Source organism: Paraburkholderia sp. BR14320 (assembly GCF_040948665.1).
GTDB lineage: Bacteria > Pseudomonadota > Gammaproteobacteria > Burkholderiales > Burkholderiaceae > Paraburkholderia > Paraburkholderia youngii.
The window spans coordinates 1-16323 of sequence record NZ_JBFPKG010000048.1 but is presented as its reverse complement, the minus strand read 5'-3'; the positions used below and the strand labels follow the sequence as shown (position 1 = coordinate 16323).

The 16323-nt window shown below is 62.4% G+C and carries 16 protein-coding genes and 1 rRNA gene; 5 read left to right on the top strand and 12 right to left on the bottom strand.

Annotated features, from left to right (window positions below; all coding sequences use genetic code 11):
* Nucleotides 1-176: 176 nt before the first annotated feature.
* The 5 genes from AB3X89_RS31115 to uvrB form a co-directional block, all read right to left on the bottom strand.
* Nucleotides 177-1586, bottom strand: a complete 1410-nt coding sequence (locus AB3X89_RS31115; RefSeq protein ID WP_368586696.1) for a 4Fe-4S binding protein — start codon at nt 1584-1586, stop codon at nt 177-179.
* Nucleotides 1583-2428: an FTR1 family protein gene (locus AB3X89_RS31110; RefSeq protein ID WP_368586695.1), complete on the bottom strand. Its 846-nt coding sequence runs from the start codon at nt 2426-2428 to the stop codon at nt 1583-1585. The genes AB3X89_RS31115 and AB3X89_RS31110 overlap by 4 nt, the downstream gene beginning before the upstream one ends.
* Nucleotides 2429-2528: 100 nt before the next feature.
* Nucleotides 2529-2861 (bottom strand): cupredoxin domain-containing protein, encoded by a 333-nt coding sequence (locus AB3X89_RS31105; protein ID WP_013088988.1) that lies wholly within the window; start codon nt 2859-2861, stop codon nt 2529-2531.
* A gap of 112 nt (nt 2862-2973) precedes the next feature.
* The gene (locus AB3X89_RS31100; protein ID WP_368586694.1) at nt 2974-3522 is read right to left on the bottom strand and encodes an iron transporter; all 549 of its coding nucleotides are present in this window, start codon (nt 3520-3522) and stop codon (nt 2974-2976) included.
* A 341-nt stretch (nt 3523-3863) separates the two neighbouring features.
* A complete protein-coding gene (gene uvrB, locus AB3X89_RS31095) occupies nt 3864-5957 on the bottom strand; it encodes an excinuclease ABC subunit UvrB (protein ID WP_368586693.1) in 2094 nt (697 codons plus the stop codon).
* Between the two features lie 445 nt (nt 5958-6402).
* Between uvrB and AB3X89_RS31090 the strand changes: the two genes are divergently transcribed.
* On the top strand, nt 6403-7602 hold the full coding sequence (locus tag AB3X89_RS31090; protein ID WP_368586692.1) for an amino acid aminotransferase: 1200 nt from the start codon (nt 6403-6405) through the stop codon (nt 7600-7602).
* Nucleotides 7603-7764: 162 nt separating this feature from the next.
* On the opposite strand, the gene AB3X89_RS31085 is transcribed toward AB3X89_RS31090, so the two are convergent.
* Both AB3X89_RS31085 and AB3X89_RS31080 read right to left on the bottom strand, forming a co-directional pair.
* Nucleotides 7765-8997, bottom strand: a complete 1233-nt coding sequence (locus AB3X89_RS31085) for a DUF3734 domain-containing protein (protein ID WP_368586691.1) — start codon at nt 8995-8997, stop codon at nt 7765-7767.
* A 10-nt stretch (nt 8998-9007) separates the two neighbouring features.
* Nucleotides 9008-9805, bottom strand: a complete 798-nt coding sequence (locus tag AB3X89_RS31080) for a 3-hydroxybutyrate dehydrogenase (RefSeq protein WP_013088983.1) — start codon at nt 9803-9805, stop codon at nt 9008-9010.
* Nucleotides 9806-10050: 245 nt separating this feature from the next.
* Between AB3X89_RS31080 and AB3X89_RS31075 the strand changes: the two genes are divergently transcribed.
* Together AB3X89_RS31075 and AB3X89_RS31070 are read left to right on the top strand one after the other, a co-directional pair.
* Entirely contained in the window at nt 10051-11022 is a 972-nt protein-coding gene (locus AB3X89_RS31075) for a potassium channel beta subunit family protein (protein WP_368586690.1), read from the top strand.
* Between the two features lie 119 nt (nt 11023-11141).
* Complete coding sequence (locus AB3X89_RS31070; protein WP_368586689.1) at nt 11142-11987, top strand: 23S rRNA (adenine(2030)-N(6))-methyltransferase RlmJ; 846 nt, start codon at nt 11142-11144, stop codon at nt 11985-11987.
* Nucleotides 11988-12065: 78 nt separating this feature from the next.
* Here the strand turns inward: AB3X89_RS31070 and AB3X89_RS31065 are convergent, their stop codons facing one another.
* The 4 genes from AB3X89_RS31065 to cueR form a co-directional block, all read right to left on the bottom strand.
* Complete coding sequence (locus AB3X89_RS31065) at nt 12066-13106, bottom strand: ABC transporter substrate-binding protein (protein ID WP_368586688.1); 1041 nt, start codon at nt 13104-13106, stop codon at nt 12066-12068.
* 220 nt (nt 13107-13326) lie between these two features.
* The gene (locus tag AB3X89_RS31060) at nt 13327-13677 is read right to left on the bottom strand and encodes a hypothetical protein (protein ID WP_368586687.1); all 351 of its coding nucleotides are present in this window, start codon (nt 13675-13677) and stop codon (nt 13327-13329) included.
* Between the two features lie 245 nt (nt 13678-13922).
* On the bottom strand, nt 13923-14069 hold the full coding sequence (locus tag AB3X89_RS31055) for a DUF3563 family protein (protein ID WP_013088978.1): 147 nt from the start codon (nt 14067-14069) through the stop codon (nt 13923-13925).
* A gap of 301 nt (nt 14070-14370) precedes the next feature.
* Complete coding sequence (gene cueR, locus AB3X89_RS31050) at nt 14371-14793, bottom strand: Cu(I)-responsive transcriptional regulator (protein ID WP_368586686.1); 423 nt, start codon at nt 14791-14793, stop codon at nt 14371-14373.
* A gap of 131 nt (nt 14794-14924) precedes the next feature.
* On the opposite strand from cueR, the gene AB3X89_RS31045 reads away from it, so the two are divergent.
* On the top strand, nt 14925-15128 hold the full coding sequence (locus tag AB3X89_RS31045; RefSeq protein WP_368586685.1) for a heavy-metal-associated domain-containing protein: 204 nt from the start codon (nt 14925-14927) through the stop codon (nt 15126-15128).
* Between the two features lie 11 nt (nt 15129-15139).
* The gene (locus AB3X89_RS31040) at nt 15140-16063 is read left to right on the top strand and encodes a dTDP-4-dehydrorhamnose reductase family protein (protein ID WP_368586725.1); all 924 of its coding nucleotides are present in this window, start codon (nt 15140-15142) and stop codon (nt 16061-16063) included.
* A 138-nt stretch (nt 16064-16201) separates the two neighbouring features.
* Here the strand turns inward: AB3X89_RS31040 and rrf are convergent.
* Nucleotides 16202-16315: ribosomal RNA gene (rrf, locus tag AB3X89_RS31035) — 5S ribosomal RNA — on the bottom strand.
* Nucleotides 16316-16323 lie beyond the last annotated feature (8 nt).

Below are 16323 nucleotides of genomic sequence, written 5' to 3'. Positions count from 1 at the left end.
GACACCAAGCCAGCCGTCGCAGCCAGCCAGGCCTTTTTTTGGTTCTCACTCGAAAGCGGATGCGCGCACTGGCGCACATCGCTGGAGATGAAAATGAAAAAGCCGTGGGATGTTGCCATCCCACGGCTTTTTCTTTGCGCGTGCGCCTGCGTTCGCACCGAACGCAGGCCAGATACTTACTTCGACGCCCAGCCCCAGAACATCAGCCACCACGCGCTATTGACGACCGCCAGCGCCGCGACGAACCACAGCATCGCCAGCGCCCGCTGCACGAAGCGCTCGCTATAGCGACGCGTGACGAGCCACGCGAGCCATGCGCTCCACGCGCTGGCAATCACCAGAATCGCGATGCGCAGATCCGATGCCCACCGCAGCGACACGTGCTCGGCGCGCAGCAATGACAGCGTCGTCGCCGATAAACCGAGGAACACGCCCGCGCCCGCGATCGGAATCAGCCCCTGCGTCAAGTGATGCAGCCGCGTTGCGTTGAAGCGCCCGAGCATGCGCGTGGCGCCCGCCAGCAACAGCAGCAGCGCGGTGCCATAGACGAGCGCCGTCGCGAGGATGTAGCCGATCAGCAGCGAGCCATCGAGCCACGAGAACACGTCGTTCTGATCGGGGTAATGCGTGAACAGGAACCACGGGGCGTTGGTTTCAAGCGGCCACGTGATGTCGTGGTCGACGAGCCAGGTCGCCGCGAACATCTTCAGGTCGATGAACCAGCGCGACGCGGTCCAGTGGAACGCGCCGATCGCGATGCCGAGCAGGCCGTAAAGGATCAGCGCGGTGTCCCATGGATTCGCCTTTTTGTCGCCCAACTGCACGACTTCCGTCGACGGCTTGCGCCACGTCAGCGCGATCGCATCACGGTGTCCGCTGCAGCGGCCGCACATATGGCAGTCGGCCGCGCCCTTCATGTTGCGCAACGGCACGAGCGGCGCGCAGTTGATCGGAATCACCCGGTGCCCATGCTCGCCGTTCGTGTATGAACGGCGCCACGCGTCTTCGTCGACCTTGTAGTGAAATGGAGCGAGGCGCGCCAGAAGCGAAAAAACCCCGTTGACGGGGCACAGGTATTTGCACCAGACGCGCTTCTCGCGTCCGTACAGCAGACCGATCACGATGGCTGCGAAAGTCGAGCCGCCGAGCACCAGCAATACCGCTTTCGGATACTGGTAGACGCTCACCATCTGACCGTAGATCGTCGTGATGCCGAACGCAACGAAGGGCCATCCGCCCCAGCGCATCCAGTGCGGAATCGCGCGGCCGCGGCCGAACTTGCTCGCGAATTCGGCAAGTGCGCCCTCTGGGCACAGCACGCCGCACCAGACGCGGCCGAGCATCACCATCGACAGCAGCACGAACGGCCACCAGATGCCCCAGAACACGAACTGCGCGGCGAGCGTCAGGTTGCTCCAAAGGTGCGCGGTATCGTCCGGCAGCGGCATCAGCGCGGGCACGATGATCAGGAACGCGTATACCGCGACCACGATCCATTGGATGCCACGAATCACCGCCCCATGGCGCTGCATCCACTGGCCGACCGCCGCGAGGCGGCCCGACCGCGAAGCCATCACGGCGCTCATGCCGCGCGCCCTGCTGTTTGCTGCGCGGGCTTGCGAGTGGCGCGGCGCACCAGCAGATAAACGACCGCCCAGTACACGGCATAGGCAAGCAGATTCATCAGTGCCGGATGCGCACGGTAACCGGTCAGCGTCGCGACGAGCGAACCGAAGGTGCTCGAATCATCGAGGATCGCCGAAGAATTCCACAGCTGGTCGACGAGCGTGGGCAGGATTTCCTTGTCGATCAGTTTGTCGATGCCGGTCTGGAACAGCCCCGCGCCGAGGAACAGCAGCATGATTTCGGTGACGCGGAAAAAGAGCCGCCACGAGATGATCTTGCCGCCGAGCTGCAACACGTAGAAGGTCAGGAACGCGAGCGCAAGCCCGATCGCAACGGCGAGCATCTGGCTGCCGTCGACATGACCCGACTGGCCGAAGCCGAGGCCGTACAGGAAGATCACGGTTTCGCTGCCCTCACGCGCGATCGCCAGTGCGACCAGCACCGCGACACCCCACCAGTTCGAATCGCGCTTGCTCTTTTGCAGCGACTGTTCCATGTCGCGCTTCAGCGTGCGGCCGTGCTGCTTCATCCACAGCACCATCTGCACGATCAGCACGCAGGCGATGAGCACCATCGCGGTCTGGAAGTAATCCTGCGCGTCACCGGAGAGCACCTCGGTGAAGCCGACCAGCGCAGCGCCGAGGGCGACCGCCGCGATTACGCCGGCCGCCAAGCCGCCCCACAGGTACGGCAGGCCGCGGCGCGCGTCGTCGTCGCCATTTTTCAACCACGCGTACAGGATGCCGACGACCAGCAGCGCCTCGACACTTTCCCGCCACACGATGAACAGAATCTGACCCATTCAAGCTCTCCCTTCGATACTTCTACTGCCCGCTTCCGTTGTCTCGCGCGAACGACAGCGGCCGCTTGCCGCGGCGCTCGCCGCCGGTCGAGACCACTGCTTACTTCGCGACGATCACGCCCTGCGCCTGCTGGTGAAAGTCGTCGAAAAACTTGTATTCGCCCGGCTCCAGCGGAGCGATCACGACGAACGAATCGGCGCCCGGCGCCAGCACCTTCTCTTTGCGCAACTGCACGCTTTCGAATTCGGCTGCGCCCTTGCCGGTGTTACGCACTTCGATCTTGATACGCTGCCCCGCGGGCACTTCGATGCGGGCCGGATTCAGCTTGCCGTCGTTCATTTCGAGCTTGAAGGTCGGCAGGTCGGCTGCGTGAGCCGTGGCCGCCAGACAAAACGTGGCGGCAAGCATCGTGATCTTTCGGTTGATTCCCATTGCCCTTTCCGGAAAACGCGACGCGCCGACGCCGGGTATCACACCGACCGTTCGCGCGCCGTCTGCTGCATTGACTGATACGTTGAGCGACCGCGTTGGCGCCGCGCGCCGATCAATAACCGCCCTTCTTGCCGATGCCAGCGAAGGTGAAGTCGTATTCGAGCATGATGGGCTTGAACCACGGACCCACGCCGGTTTCCTTGTCGACGTGGCGGCCGAACGCCATGTGGCCCGTCTGCATCGGCGCTTCGACGATCAGCTTCAGGTGATACTTGCCCGGGCCTTGCAGCTTGACGTTGTCGCCGTAGTGCGGACCGTCGTTCGCGACCATCGCCATCAGGTCGCCCTTCAACGGCTGGTTCGAGCCGGCCTTCGTCAGTTCGTAGCGCACCTGCAGATAAGGCATCCAGTCGCCTTCGGCGAATCCGGTCGGATTGTTTTTGACCGCGTGGATGTCGGACTCGAGATGGATGTCCGAATCCGACGCTTTGCGCATCATGCCTTCGGGCTCCATCGTGATCGGCTGCAGATAGACCACGCCGATTTCCATGCCACCCTGAATCTGCTGCTTGCCGATCGGATATTCGGCGGCCGAGGCCGACAGCGCCGCGACTGCGGCTACCGCTGCCGCGCCACCCCGCACAAAGGAAGAAATCCGCATTGATGCTCCGTTTTTATCAGACTGGAATCGATTTCGTTGAAACACAGCGGCCGCAAGTCAGATGTAAATTTAAATGCGAACCATTCTCAATATTGGTTGAGTTTATCATCGATCGCTGACGAGAACAAACCTCTTAGTGCGCTCGGCCTCATGCCAGCATGGTTTTAAGGTTCGCTTAAGGAAATCTTTGTGTGTCACTGAAGGTGGGACGGAATTCGGCACGGCCAAAGTGACCGCTTGGGACGGCTCCAACGGGAGCTTAAGTACTGGCCAATGAGAAAGGGCGTGGCGAGCGGCCGCGCCCTTTCACGGTGGACAAAAGCGGCGGAGGCAAACGTGAATTAGTCGACGCCGGACACGTGATCGCCGACGTTCGCGCCGAACACGCGCTGACGCAGCAGCGCCAATTGGTCGCGGGTCTGGGCGGCTTTCTCGAATTCGAGATTCTTCGCGTGCTCCATCATCTGCTTTTCGAGGCGCTTGATTTCCTTCGCGAGTTGCTTCTCGGACATATCCTCGAACTTCGCGCGGGTCTGCTGCTCCTTCAACTCGGCGCGTGCTTCGTCGACGTTGTACACGCCGTCGATGATGTCGCGAATCCGTTTCACGACCCCACGCGGCGTAATGCCGTGCGCGGCATTGAACGCGATCTGCTTGGCCCGCCGCCGCTCGGTTTCATCGATCGCGCGGCGCATCGAGTCGGTAATGTTGTCCGCGTACAGGATCGCCTTGCCGTTCACGTTACGCGCCGCCCGGCCGATGGTCTGGATCAGCGAACGCTCCGCGCGCAGGAAGCCTTCCTTGTCCGCGTCGAGAATCGCGACCAGCGACACCTCGGGAATATCGAGCCCCTCGCGCAGCAGGTTGATGCCGACCAGCACGTCGAACGCGCCGAGACGCAGATCGCGGATGATCTCGACGCGCTCGACCGTGTCGATGTCGCTGTGCAGATAGCGCACCTTGATGCCATGGTCGGCCAGAAACTCGGTGAGTTGCTCGGCCATCCGCTTGGTCAGCGTCGTGACCAGCACGCGGTCGCCGGCCTTGATGCGCTCGTTGATCTCGCCGAGCACATCGTCGACCTGACTGCGTGCCGGCCGCACCTCGATTTCGGGGTCGACGAGGCCGGTCGGGCGCACCAGCTGTTCGGCGACCTGCCCCGACGTCTTCTTCTCGTAATCGGCGGGCGTCGCCGACACGAACACGACCTGGCGCATCTTGCGCTCGAACTCGTTGAACTTCAGCGGCCGGTTGTCGAGCGCCGACGGCAGCCGGAAGCCGTAGTCGACGAGGTTTTCCTTGCGCGCGCGGTCGCCGTTGTACATGCCGTTCAGCTGGCCGATCAGCACGTGCGATTCGTCGAGCATCATGATCGCGTCGGGCGGCAGGTAATCGACGAGCGTCGGCGGCGGCTCGCCCGGCGCCGCGCCCGAGAAGTGCCGCGAATAGTTCTCGATGCCCTTGCAGAATCCGAGCTCCTGCAGCATTTCGAGGTCGAAGCGGGTGCGCTGCTCGAGCCGCTGCGCCTCGACGAGCTTGCCTTCGCTATAGAAGAACTCGAGCCGCTCACGCAGTTCGGCCTTGATCGTTTCGACCGCGCGCAGCACGGTGTCGCGCGGTGTCACGTAGTGCGACGACGGATACACGGTAAAGCGCGGAATCTTCTGCCGCACGCGACCGGTGAGCGGATCGAACAGCTGCAGCGTTTCAACTTCGTCGTCGAACAGCTCGACGCGCACCGCCATCTCGGCGTGCTCGGCCGGGAAGATATCGATCGTGTCGCCGCGCACGCGGAACGAGCCGCGCTGGAAGTCGGCTTCGTTGCGGCTGTACTGCATCGCGATCAGCCGCGCGATGACATCGCGCTGGCCGAGCCGGTCGCCGGTGCGCAGCGTGAGGATCATCTGGTGGTATTCGGACGGATTGCCGATACCGTAAATCGCCGACACCGTCGCGACGATCACCACGTCGCGCCGCTCCATCAGGCTCTTGGTCGCCGACAGACGCATCTGCTCGATATGCTCGTTGATCGACGAGTCTTTCTCGATGAACAGATCGCGCTGCGGCACATACGCTTCCGGCTGGTAGTAGTCGTAGTACGAGACGAAGTACTCGACCGCGTTGCGCGGAAAGAACTCGCGAAATTCCGAGTACAGCTGCGCGGCGAGCGTCTTGTTCGGCGCGAACACGATTGCCGGCCGGCCGAGCCGCGCGATCGTGTTGGCCATCGTGAAGGTCTTGCCGGAGCCGGTCACGCCGAGCAGCGTCTGGAACGCGAGACCATCGCCGACGCCTTCGACGAGCGTCTCGATGGCCGTGGGCTGGTCGCCGGCGGGCGGATACGGCTGGTAGAGCTTGAACGGCGAACCGTCGAACGTGATGAATTTGGATTCGTCGAGCGTATCGTCGGCTTCAGTCAGATGGTGTTCGGACATGAGGGGCGGCACCGGGCCTTGGGCAAAGAATCATTCTAACGGGTTGCGGAAAGCGAAGATCGAGCGGGGTTACGTAGGGGAGGCGGTGGGCGTGCGGGCGGCGGCGTGTTATGGCCCTTTGCGGACTTCTGCGCGGCGAAGGACAGCGCACCTTGGCCGGGTCGCGCGGTCGGAATCGCCCCGTTCGCTCGAACTGCTTATTGCCACATGGCCCCCAATGCCTGTTTTTCAAGCAAATAATTGACGTTTGGCCATCCGGTCGTCCGAAAAAAGCGCCCGGATTCGTTACAATGCGAAGTTGCGCTCGCTCGCCGCTGTCCATAGGCCGTCCCCGATTTCCGCGTTTCGTCGATCTCACGCCGCACACCCGAAACGCCGCCGACGCGCCAGACGAGGCCGCCCGCGCGCGAAGCCGCCCTCTTTTCACTACTGCTGCCCACCCATCATGTCTCTGTTCTCCGCCGTCGAACTAGCTCCCCGCGACCCGATTCTGGGCCTGAACGAAGCTTTCAACGCCGACACGCGCGCCACCAAGGTCAACCTCGGCGTTGGTGTGTACTTCAATGAAGAAGGCAAGATTCCGCTGCTGCGCGCCGTGCGCGAGGCGGAAAAGGCCCGCGTCGATGCCGCGCTGCCGCGCGGCTATCTGCCGATCGAAGGTATCGCCGCTTACGATGCCGCCGTGCAAAAGCTGCTGCTCGGCAACGACTCGCCGCTGATCGCGGCCGGCCGCGTCGTCACGGCGCAGGCGCTGGGCGGCACGGGCGCGCTGAAGATCGGCGCGGACTTCCTGAAGCGCGTGAACCCCAACAGCAAGGTCGCGATCAGCGACCCGAGTTGGGAAAACCATCGCGCGCTGTTCGAAGGCGCCGGTTTCGTCGTCGAATCGTATCCGTACTATGACGCGCAGACGCATGGCGTGAACTTCGATGGCATGCTGAGCGCGCTGAACAGCTATGCAGCGGGCACGATCGTCGTGCTGCACGCGTGCTGCCACAACCCGACCGGCGTCGACCTGAGCGTCGAACAGTGGAAGCAGGTCGTCGAGGTCGTGAAGGCGCGCAATCTGGTGCCGTTCCTCGATATCGCCTACCAGGGCTTCGGTGACAACATCGAAGCGGACGCGGCAGCCGTGCGTCTGTTCGCGGCGCAGGAACTGAACGTGTTCGTGTCGTCGTCGTTCTCGAAGTCGTTCTCGCTGTACGGCGAGCGTGTCGGCGCGCTGTCGATCATCACCTCGAGCAAGGAAGAAGCGGCGCGCGTGCTGTCGCAACTGAAGCGCGTGATCCGCACCAACTACTCGAACCCGCCGACGCACGGCGGCTCGGTGGTCGCAGCCGTGCTCGCGTCGCCGGAACTGCGCGCGACGTGGGAAAGCGAACTGGGCGAAATGCGCGACCGTATCCGCGCAATGCGTAATGGTCTCGTCGAGCGCCTGAAGGCAAGCGGCGTCGATCGCGACTTCAGCTTCGTGAACGCACAGCGCGGGATGTTCTCGTACTCGGGTCTGACGGCTCCGCAAGTGGATCGTCTGCGCGAAGAGTTCGGCATCTATGCGGTCAGCACCGGCCGTATCTGCGTGGCTGCGCTCAATACGCGCAACCTCGACGTCGTCGCCAACGCGATTGCTCACGTGCTGAAGTAGGGCAATTCACGGCGCGGAGGTTTGCCGCGCTATTGCAGCAGGTTTGCCGCTGCAACTGTCTGTAGAAACGGCGCCCTTTTTCAGAAAAGGGCGCCGTTTTTTATGCCTGCCTGACTGTTCGTTCGGCCTTGCCGGCGCAGCGTCGGGTTGCTTTGCGAGGAATCAGCGCGAGTCCCGATGAATGTCGTGCGTGACGAAACCGGCATCGTTCTCCGGCATCTCGAGCCAGTTGGGCTGTTCGAGCGAACGGACAATGTCTTCGAGACCGCTTCGCCAATGCTCGCGCATCGTCGACAGACCGAATTGAAAGTCCTTGTAGTGTCCTTCGTATTCCTTGTGCCGGTAGATCAGGTGAATCACGTTGTAGCGCTTCGAGCACGACAGATCTTCGGCCAGCTTGCACCACGGATCGTCGCGTTGCTCTTCAGGCACACGGTCCAGCACCTCGCGCAGTACGTGACGGAAACGCTGCGAACGCTGCAGCATGTCGGTCACGAGACGCGTACGGCTCGAATACTGGATGTCTTTCATGCGCCCCTGCACGTCGGTGATGTTGTCCGGCACCGGCCCGATCGCGCTCCATAGATCGACCTGAAACGCGAGCGTATCGCGACGCGGCGTGGTCTGGAGCACCTCGTAGAGCGGCGTATTCGACATCAGGCCGCCGTCCCAGTAGAACTGACCGTCTATCTCGACGGCTGCGAAGCCCGGCGGCAACGCGCCCGACGCTATGAAATGCTCGGGCCTGAGCGTGGTGTGTGTATTGTCGAAGTACGCGAAGTTGCCCGTGCCGCAATTCACCGCGCCCACCGACACGCGTATTTCCCCGGAATTGATCCGGTCGAAATCGCACAGCGACTCGAGCGTGGCCTTCAGCGGCGTGGTGTCGTAGTAGCTCGCCAATTGCGGCGGACCGGACACCGTGGGCAACGGCGGCGGGAAACGCGGCACGAAAAAGCCCTTTTGACCTTCGACGATCGCGCTCATTGCCTGCGCTGCAGTAAATGCCTTGCGCACCGCTTCGCTCGAATTGAACAGCACGTGTTCGACCGGAGCCGGCAACGGCGGCCCGAACGCCGGCTGGCAGATCGTCTCCCAGAATTGCAGCAGACGCTCGACGCGTCGTTCCGGCGGATTACCTGCAATGATCGCCGTATTCAACGCGCCGATCGAAATCCCCGCGATCCAGTTCGGTTCGACGCCGGCTTCGTAAAGTCCCTGAAAGACGCCTGCCTGGTAGGCGCCGAGCGCGCCACCGCCTTGCAGCATCAGCGCGACGGTTTCGTAGTTGGGCAATCGGGAGTGCCGGCGCGAGCGGACGGCAATCGTCGGACCCGCACCCTCCCCGTCGCCGGACACGCCCACGCGCGCCCGCTTCAGATTGCGTTGCGCCACAGGCCGCCCCTTAGTGCATATACCAGCCGTGGCTCACGACGAACGACTGGCCCGTCAGCGCTGCGCTCGGGAAGGTCGACAGGAACAGCACGGTCTGCGCGACGTCTTCGACCGTCGTGAAGATACCGTCGACGGTACCGCCCAGCATCACGCGCTTGATCACTTCCTCTTCGCTGATGCCGAATTCCTTCGCCTGCTCGGGAATCTGCTTGTCCACCAGCGGCGTGCGCACGAAGCCCGGACACACGACGTGCGAACGCACGTTATGCGCAGCGCCTTCCTTGGCGAGCACGCGCGACAGACCCAGCAGAGCGTGCTTCGCGGTCACGTACGCCGACTTCAGCGGCGAGGCGAGATGCGAGTGGACCGAACCCATGTAGATCACGACGCCGCCGCGATTGTCCTTGTACATATGCTTGAGCGCGGCCTTGGTGGTCAGGAACGCGCCGTCCACGTGAATGGCCTGCATCTTCTTCCAGTCCGAGAACGAATAGTTTTCGATCGGATTGACGATCTGGATGCCGGCGTTGGAAACGAGAATGTCGATCGAGCCGAATTCCTCGGCGACCTTGTCGATACCCTGGTTGACGGCGTCTTCGCTCGTCACGTCCATTGCCACGCCGATTGCCTTACCGCCGCCCTTTCTGATTTCTTCAGCCACGGCGTTCGCGCCGTCCTGGTTCAGGTCGGCGATCGCGACCGCCGCACCCGCGGCCGACAGAGTCAACGCGATCTGCTTGCCGATACCACTCGCGGCGCCAGTGACGACGGCGACCTTGCCGTTCAGATTCGAGTTCAGAGACGACATCCAGAACCTCCATGCAGTTGTTGAGCAATGAGACCACGAAGCCGCGCGCGGCGAGAAGTCGGCCAAACGGTATAGACCGTTCGGGGGATGCAGCGCGGCGGCCGACTTTGCTATTGTGCATGAACCCTGTGAACGACATAGGTAAAACGCACTAAAACGCACGCCGAACCGGATCTATTTAAACTGAACGCTTTCCGGCTGAATCCGGGCTCCATTCCCGTGGCATCACCAACCAGGAGACATGCATGAATTATCGACGTCTGGGCCGCTCTGGCCTGAAAGTGAGCGAGTTGTCGATCGGCTCATGGGTCACGTACGGCAACCAGGTGGATCACCGCGCCGCGCGCGAATCGCTTGCCGCGGCGCGCGACGCGGGCGTCAATTTCTTCGACAACGCCGAAGTCTATGCGGGCGGCAAATCCGAGGAAATCATGGGCCATGCGTTGAAAGAGCTCGCGTGGCCGCGCGTGAGCTACGTGGTGTCGACGAAATTTTTCTGGGGACTCAACGAAGCGCCTAATCAGTACCACACGCTGAACCGCAAGTACCTGATGAACGCGATCGACGGGTCGTTGAAGCGCCTGCAACTCGATTACGTCGATCTCGTGTTCTGTCATCGTCCCGACCCGAACACGCCGGTCGAGGAAACGGTCTGGGCAATGAGCGACATGATCGCGCGCGGCAAGGCGCTGTACTGGGGCACCTCGGAATGGAGCGCCGACGAGATTCGCGCCGCATATGAAATCGCCGAGCGGCACCATCTGCACAAGCCTGTCATGGAGCAGCCGCAATACAACCTGTTCCACCGCAAACGTGTCGAGCACGAATACAAGCGGCTTTACGAGGACATCGGCCTCGGCCTGACCACGTGGAGTCCCCTGGCATCGGGCCTGCTCACCGGCAAATACCGTGACGGCGTACCTGCCGACAGTCGCGCGCAGTTGCAGGGCTATGACTGGCTGCGTCAGCAGCTCACCGACCCGACGCACAACAACGTGGTCGGCCAGCTCGGCGCGGTCGCCGACGAGCTCGGCTGCACGGTCGGTCAGCTCGCGATCGCGTGGATTCTGAAGAATCCGAATGTCAGCACGGTGATCACGGGCGCCTCGCGGGTCGAACAGATCGGCGAAAACATGCAGTCCGCCGAGGTGGCCGAGCGTATTACGCCTGAGATCAAACAGCGGATCGAGGAGATCATCGGCGAGGCGCACGAGTAATCGCGCGCGCAGCGCCACGCACTGAGTGGCCAACCGGGCACGCGCGGTCGCGTACAATACGCGACCGCGCGTCGCCGGCTCCTTCGGGCCAGCCTGCGCTCTCTCAGCGTCCTCTCATCATGCTCAGCTACCGCCACGCCTTTCATGCCGGCAATCACGCCGACGTTCTGAAACACGCCGTCGTGTTGCAGCTCCTGCGCTACCTTGGCCAGAAGGACAAGGCCTACTGGTATATCGACACGCACGCGGGCGCCGGCGTCTACTCGCTGAAGGAAGGCTACGCGACGAAAACCGGCGAGTTCGAGACGGGTATCGCAAAACTGTGGGGCCGCAACGATCTGCCGCCGCTGTTCGCCGACTATGTCGACGAAGTCAGCGCGCTCAATGCGGATGGCCAGTTGCATTTCTATCCGGGCTCGCCGTATCTGGCGTGGCGACAGTTGCGCGCGCAGGATCGTATGCGGCTATTCGAATTGCACAGCACCGAAATCGATGTGCTGCGCCACAACTTTCGCGACGCGGGTCGCCGCGCGATGCTGTACGCGGGCGACGGCTTCGACGGCATTCTCGCGCTGTTGCCGCCGGCGCCGCGTCGCGCGCTGATCCTGCTCGACCCGTCGTATGAAGACAAGCGCGATTATGGACGCACGCTGCGCTGCGTCGAGGAAAGTCTGAAGCGGTTTCCGACCGGCACGTATGCGGTCTGGTATCCACAGGTCAAGCGCCCCGAGTCGCAGCGCTTCCCCGATCAGCTGAAGCAGTTGCAGAAGGACAACTGGCTGCACGTCAGCCTGACCGTCAGCAATCCGCCGGAAGACGGCTATGGGCTGTTCGGTAGCGGCATGTTCATCCTGAACCCGCCGTATACGCTTGCGAAGATGCTGAAGGATCAGATGCCATGGCTCGTCAAGACGCTCGGCGAGGACAAGGCTGCGACGTTCAAGATCGAATATCGCGGCAATTGAACGCGACGAGCGGCGCTTGAGCGGATTGCGCGTGCGGTCTGCAGTTGCCTGCCCGCGCAACCCGATCTGCGCTCAGGTTCACTTCAACTGCGCGGCTGCCTTGCTCGCGAACTGGTTCGTATAGGTCGCACTCAGATCGATCTTCTTCGGATCGAGCCGGCTGTCGAACGACGACAACGCGCGCAGCGCCGTCGCCGGCCCATCCGCGGGCATCAGTCCGTCCGGCGAATACGCATCGCGCACATTGTGAAAGGCGTCGAGATAAAGCGTCGGGTCGCCCAACAGATAGGCTTGCGGCACCATCTTCAACAGATCGGCATCGCTCGCGGTCTGCAGCCAATGATTGGCGCGCACGATCGCATTGGTCAGCGCCTGCGTCGTCTTCGGATTTTTCTGGATGAAGCTTTCGGGCGCGTAAAGCGTTGCCGCAGGCATCGTACCGCCGAATACCTCCTGCGTGCCTTTGACCGTACGCGTATCCACCAGCACCTTAATTGCGCCGCTACGCGTGAGCTTGGTCATCATTGGATCGACATTGGATAGTGCGTCGATCTGCCCACTGCCCACCGCGGCCAGCACCGTCGCACCGCTGCCGACGCCGATCGCCGAAATGTCGCTGCGCTGCACGCCGGCCTTGCGCAACGCAACGGTGAGCACGAGATCCGTCGACGAACCCGGCGCGCTCACGCCGACCTTCGCGCCTTTGAAGTCCGCGAGCGACTTGATCTGGTCGGCCTTCGACTTCACCACGCCGATCACGATCTGCGGGGCTCGACCCATCAACACGAACGCGCGATAGTGCTGCCCCTTCGCCTGCATGAACAGCGTGTGCTCGAACGCGCCCGCGCCGACTTCGGCGCTGCCGCCCACCACCGCTTCGAGCGCCTTGGAGCCGCCCGCGAAATCTTCGAGCGTGACGTTCAGGCCTTCGTCCTTGAAGTAGCCGAGCTGCTGCGCGGCGAGGACCGGTAGATAGTAGAGGCCGGGTAAGCCGCCGACGGCCATCGTCAGTGCCGGCATTTCCGGCGCGTCCTTCGCGAATCCGGCACCCGGCAGCGTAGCCAGCGCGAGCAGCATCAGGCAGGCGCGCGTCGCACGCTGCATCCAGTGATTAGGCATGGTGACGTCTCCTTGAGTTTTCCGTTCGAAGCGGTGACGCGGGGCGCAGCCGGGATCCAAGCTCACGGCGACGAGGCGCGCAACGATTGTCGTCGGACGGTTTCATGGACGCCATGCGCCCAAACCCGAATGGGATTTTCGGGGGCGAAGGAAGCTGGCGTATTGGGGAGAAGCGAGACGCGTTAGCAGCGTCGCCGACGATCTGTCGCGCCCTCGCTGCCTATTGCGGAAACGGCACCGGGCGAGGCATCGGCCGCGGCGGCACGCCACCACCCGCCGGCAACTGGATATACGGCGCGACGACGAACGGCGGCGGCGATTCTGCGGGTAGCTCGACCGGTGCCGCGATCGGCGGCGCGGAGACGATCGGCTCGGGCGCAGGCGGCGAGCTCAACAGCACGGTACCGCTCTGGCCATTATTGATGCCGCCAAGCGTATCGAGAATCACGGGAGGACGCTCGTAATCGGACACCGCATATGCGTCCGACGCGGCGCAGAGGGTGGCGAGCGTCGCCGTGGCGGCCGCGGCCATCATGGATCGGAAAGTTTGCAGCGAACGGACGGAGGACATGGGCGGCCCGATTGGTTATGAATACCGTCTTGCGCGAAAAACGTCCTACATTACCGCGGCCCGCGGTACGAAGCTAGTCGATATTCGCCATGAGCAGCCTTCTCGCGACGATCACTCGAAAAACGCCGAAGGCACGCGTTTTCGATGTCCAGATGCGACAAAGCCCCGCTTCGACGGGGCTCGACATTGGTACAGCAATGGCAGCGCAAAAGCAGGCGCCGCCGGGTCAAACTCGAAGCGGAAACTCAGCGCGAATAGCCGTTGGTTTCGAGCGAACGGATGCGCTGTTCGAGCTGGACGATATCCGACGACGATGCGAGATATGCCTCGCGACGGCTACGTTCCGCGGTTTCGAACCAGGTGCTCAGCTTCTCAAGAATGAATGCAAACATGACGTTCTCCAAGGATCAGATCGAATCCCCGGTGATTTGACATCAGGGATTTCCCTTAAAAGGGTTAACCCGCATTATAGTCCTAAGGTGCAACCTGACCAGTGAAATGCTCGCATGACGTGCATTCCGATTTGGAATGACGCACCGCTCAGGTGCTCTGAGAGCGCTGATTTTATTGAGATTGATCGGTACGCTCGGCGCGAACATCATTGCCCCGATTTACAACGCACACTTTCGGTGCGCAACTCGCGGCGAAGTCAAATCCGCAGACTGGGTTGCAACTCTCTCCTCGATCCACCGGCTAAAGCGGGTGGCAACCTTGTCCCGAAACAAGGTCGGTGTCCGCTAGTCGCTCAATAATCGGACAATCTGGCCGCTCATCGCCGTTGCAATGATCGGCCAGATGCGCGAGGGTGTCGCGCATGTCCGTCAGCTCGGCGATTCGGCGATCGAGTTCTGCGACATGTTCGAGCGCGATCCGTTTTACTTCGGCGCTTGCACGCGAGCGGTCGTGCCATAGAGCAAGCAGTCGCCGGATATCTTCGACCAGAAATCCGAGCCGGCGCGCCTGGCGGATAAAACGGAGAGAATGTACTTCCTGCGGGCCATAGACGCGATAGCCGGCGCTGGTGCGCGCCTTCGCGGTCAATAGGCCGACGCTTTCGTAGTAGCGGATCATCTTTGCCGTAACGCCCGAGGCGCGGGCCGCTTCGCCGATGTTCATGACTGTTCCCAAGTTGCGACTGAACTCGAATCGATCCTACACCTTCCCGTCGTGGGAAGGTCAGCTAGCCAAACACGAAACGGCAGGCATAATCCTGCTATTCGCGATCCGATTCCGCCGAGGTCTTTGCAATGACAATCGAACTCCATGTAGAAGGCATGAGCTGCCAGCACTGTGTCGCCGCCGTCACGACCGCGATTCGCGAGCACGACGCCGCTGCGCAGGTTCAGGTGGATCTCGCAAGCGGCCGCGTGGTCGTGGAGTCGGCACAACCGATCGAGGAGCTGAAGGCCGCGATTGACGAAGCCGGATACACGGTCACGTCTCCGCGCTGAGGGTGCCGGGCATGTTCAAGGTTGCCGTAATCGGTGGGTCCGGGCTGCTCGGGCGCGCGCTCAACGACGAACTCGCGGGCCAGGCTGATTGGCACATCGTCTCCACTGCATTTAGCCGGCCGTCTCCGCAAATGGTCGAGTTGGACGTTCGCGATAGCCTTGCGGTCGGGCGTTTCATCGACCACGTGGCGCCGGATGCCGTCGTGATCGCAGCTGCGGAGCGCCGACCGGACGTATGCGAGCGCGATCCGGTACATGCTCATGCGTTGAACGTTGATGCCGTGCGCACGATCGCCCGAGCGGCGAATCGACGCGGCGCGTGGACGCTGTCGATCTCAACCGACTACGTCTTCGACGGCAAGCAACCACCCTATTGTCACGACAGCACACCTGCGCCACTGAACGCGTATGGACATAGCAAGCTCGAAGGTGAACGAGCGCTAATCGAAACGGCCGAGCACGGATGCGTGCTGCGTCTGCCGCTTCTGTATGGGCCGATTGTGAAGTGGTCGGAGTCGGCCGTGACCAGCCTTGTGCCGACGATCGTGGCGTCGGCAGCGCCGGACAGCCAAGCTGCAAAGATGGACGCTTGGGCGATCCGCTATCCTACGTTCACGCCTGATGTCGCGGTCGTGATCCGACAGATGCTCGAGCGACACGCGCGCGGCGAAACGATTTCCGGCATCGTGCAATGGTCGGGCGACGAGCCCATGAACAAATATGAGATCGCCATGCGCCTGGCAGAAGCATTGCAACTCCGCGCGCAATTGACGCCGCAGCACACGCCCACCGATGCGACGCCGCGCCCTCACAACTGCCATTTGGCATCGAGCCGTCTGGAGGCACTTGGAGTCGGCCAACGCACACCTTTCGATACCGCGATCCGGCAGGTGCTAGCCGCGTTTCCACGGCCGGGAACGGTGACTCCCGTTTGAGCTCGCGTGCTTGCGCACGGACGGCGAAGCAGGAGCCCAATAGCAGGTCGAATTTCACGGAGACCTCATCTCTGACGATTTCGGCCGCGTAAACGCAAAAACCCCACCGCTGGGGGTGGGGTTTCTGGCTTGTGGGGAGCCTGACGATTACCTACTTTCACACGGGCAATCCGCACTATCATCGGCGTGGAGTCGTTTCACGGTCCTGTTCGGGATGGGAAGGGGTGGGACCGACTCGCTATGGTCATCAGGCATGACGG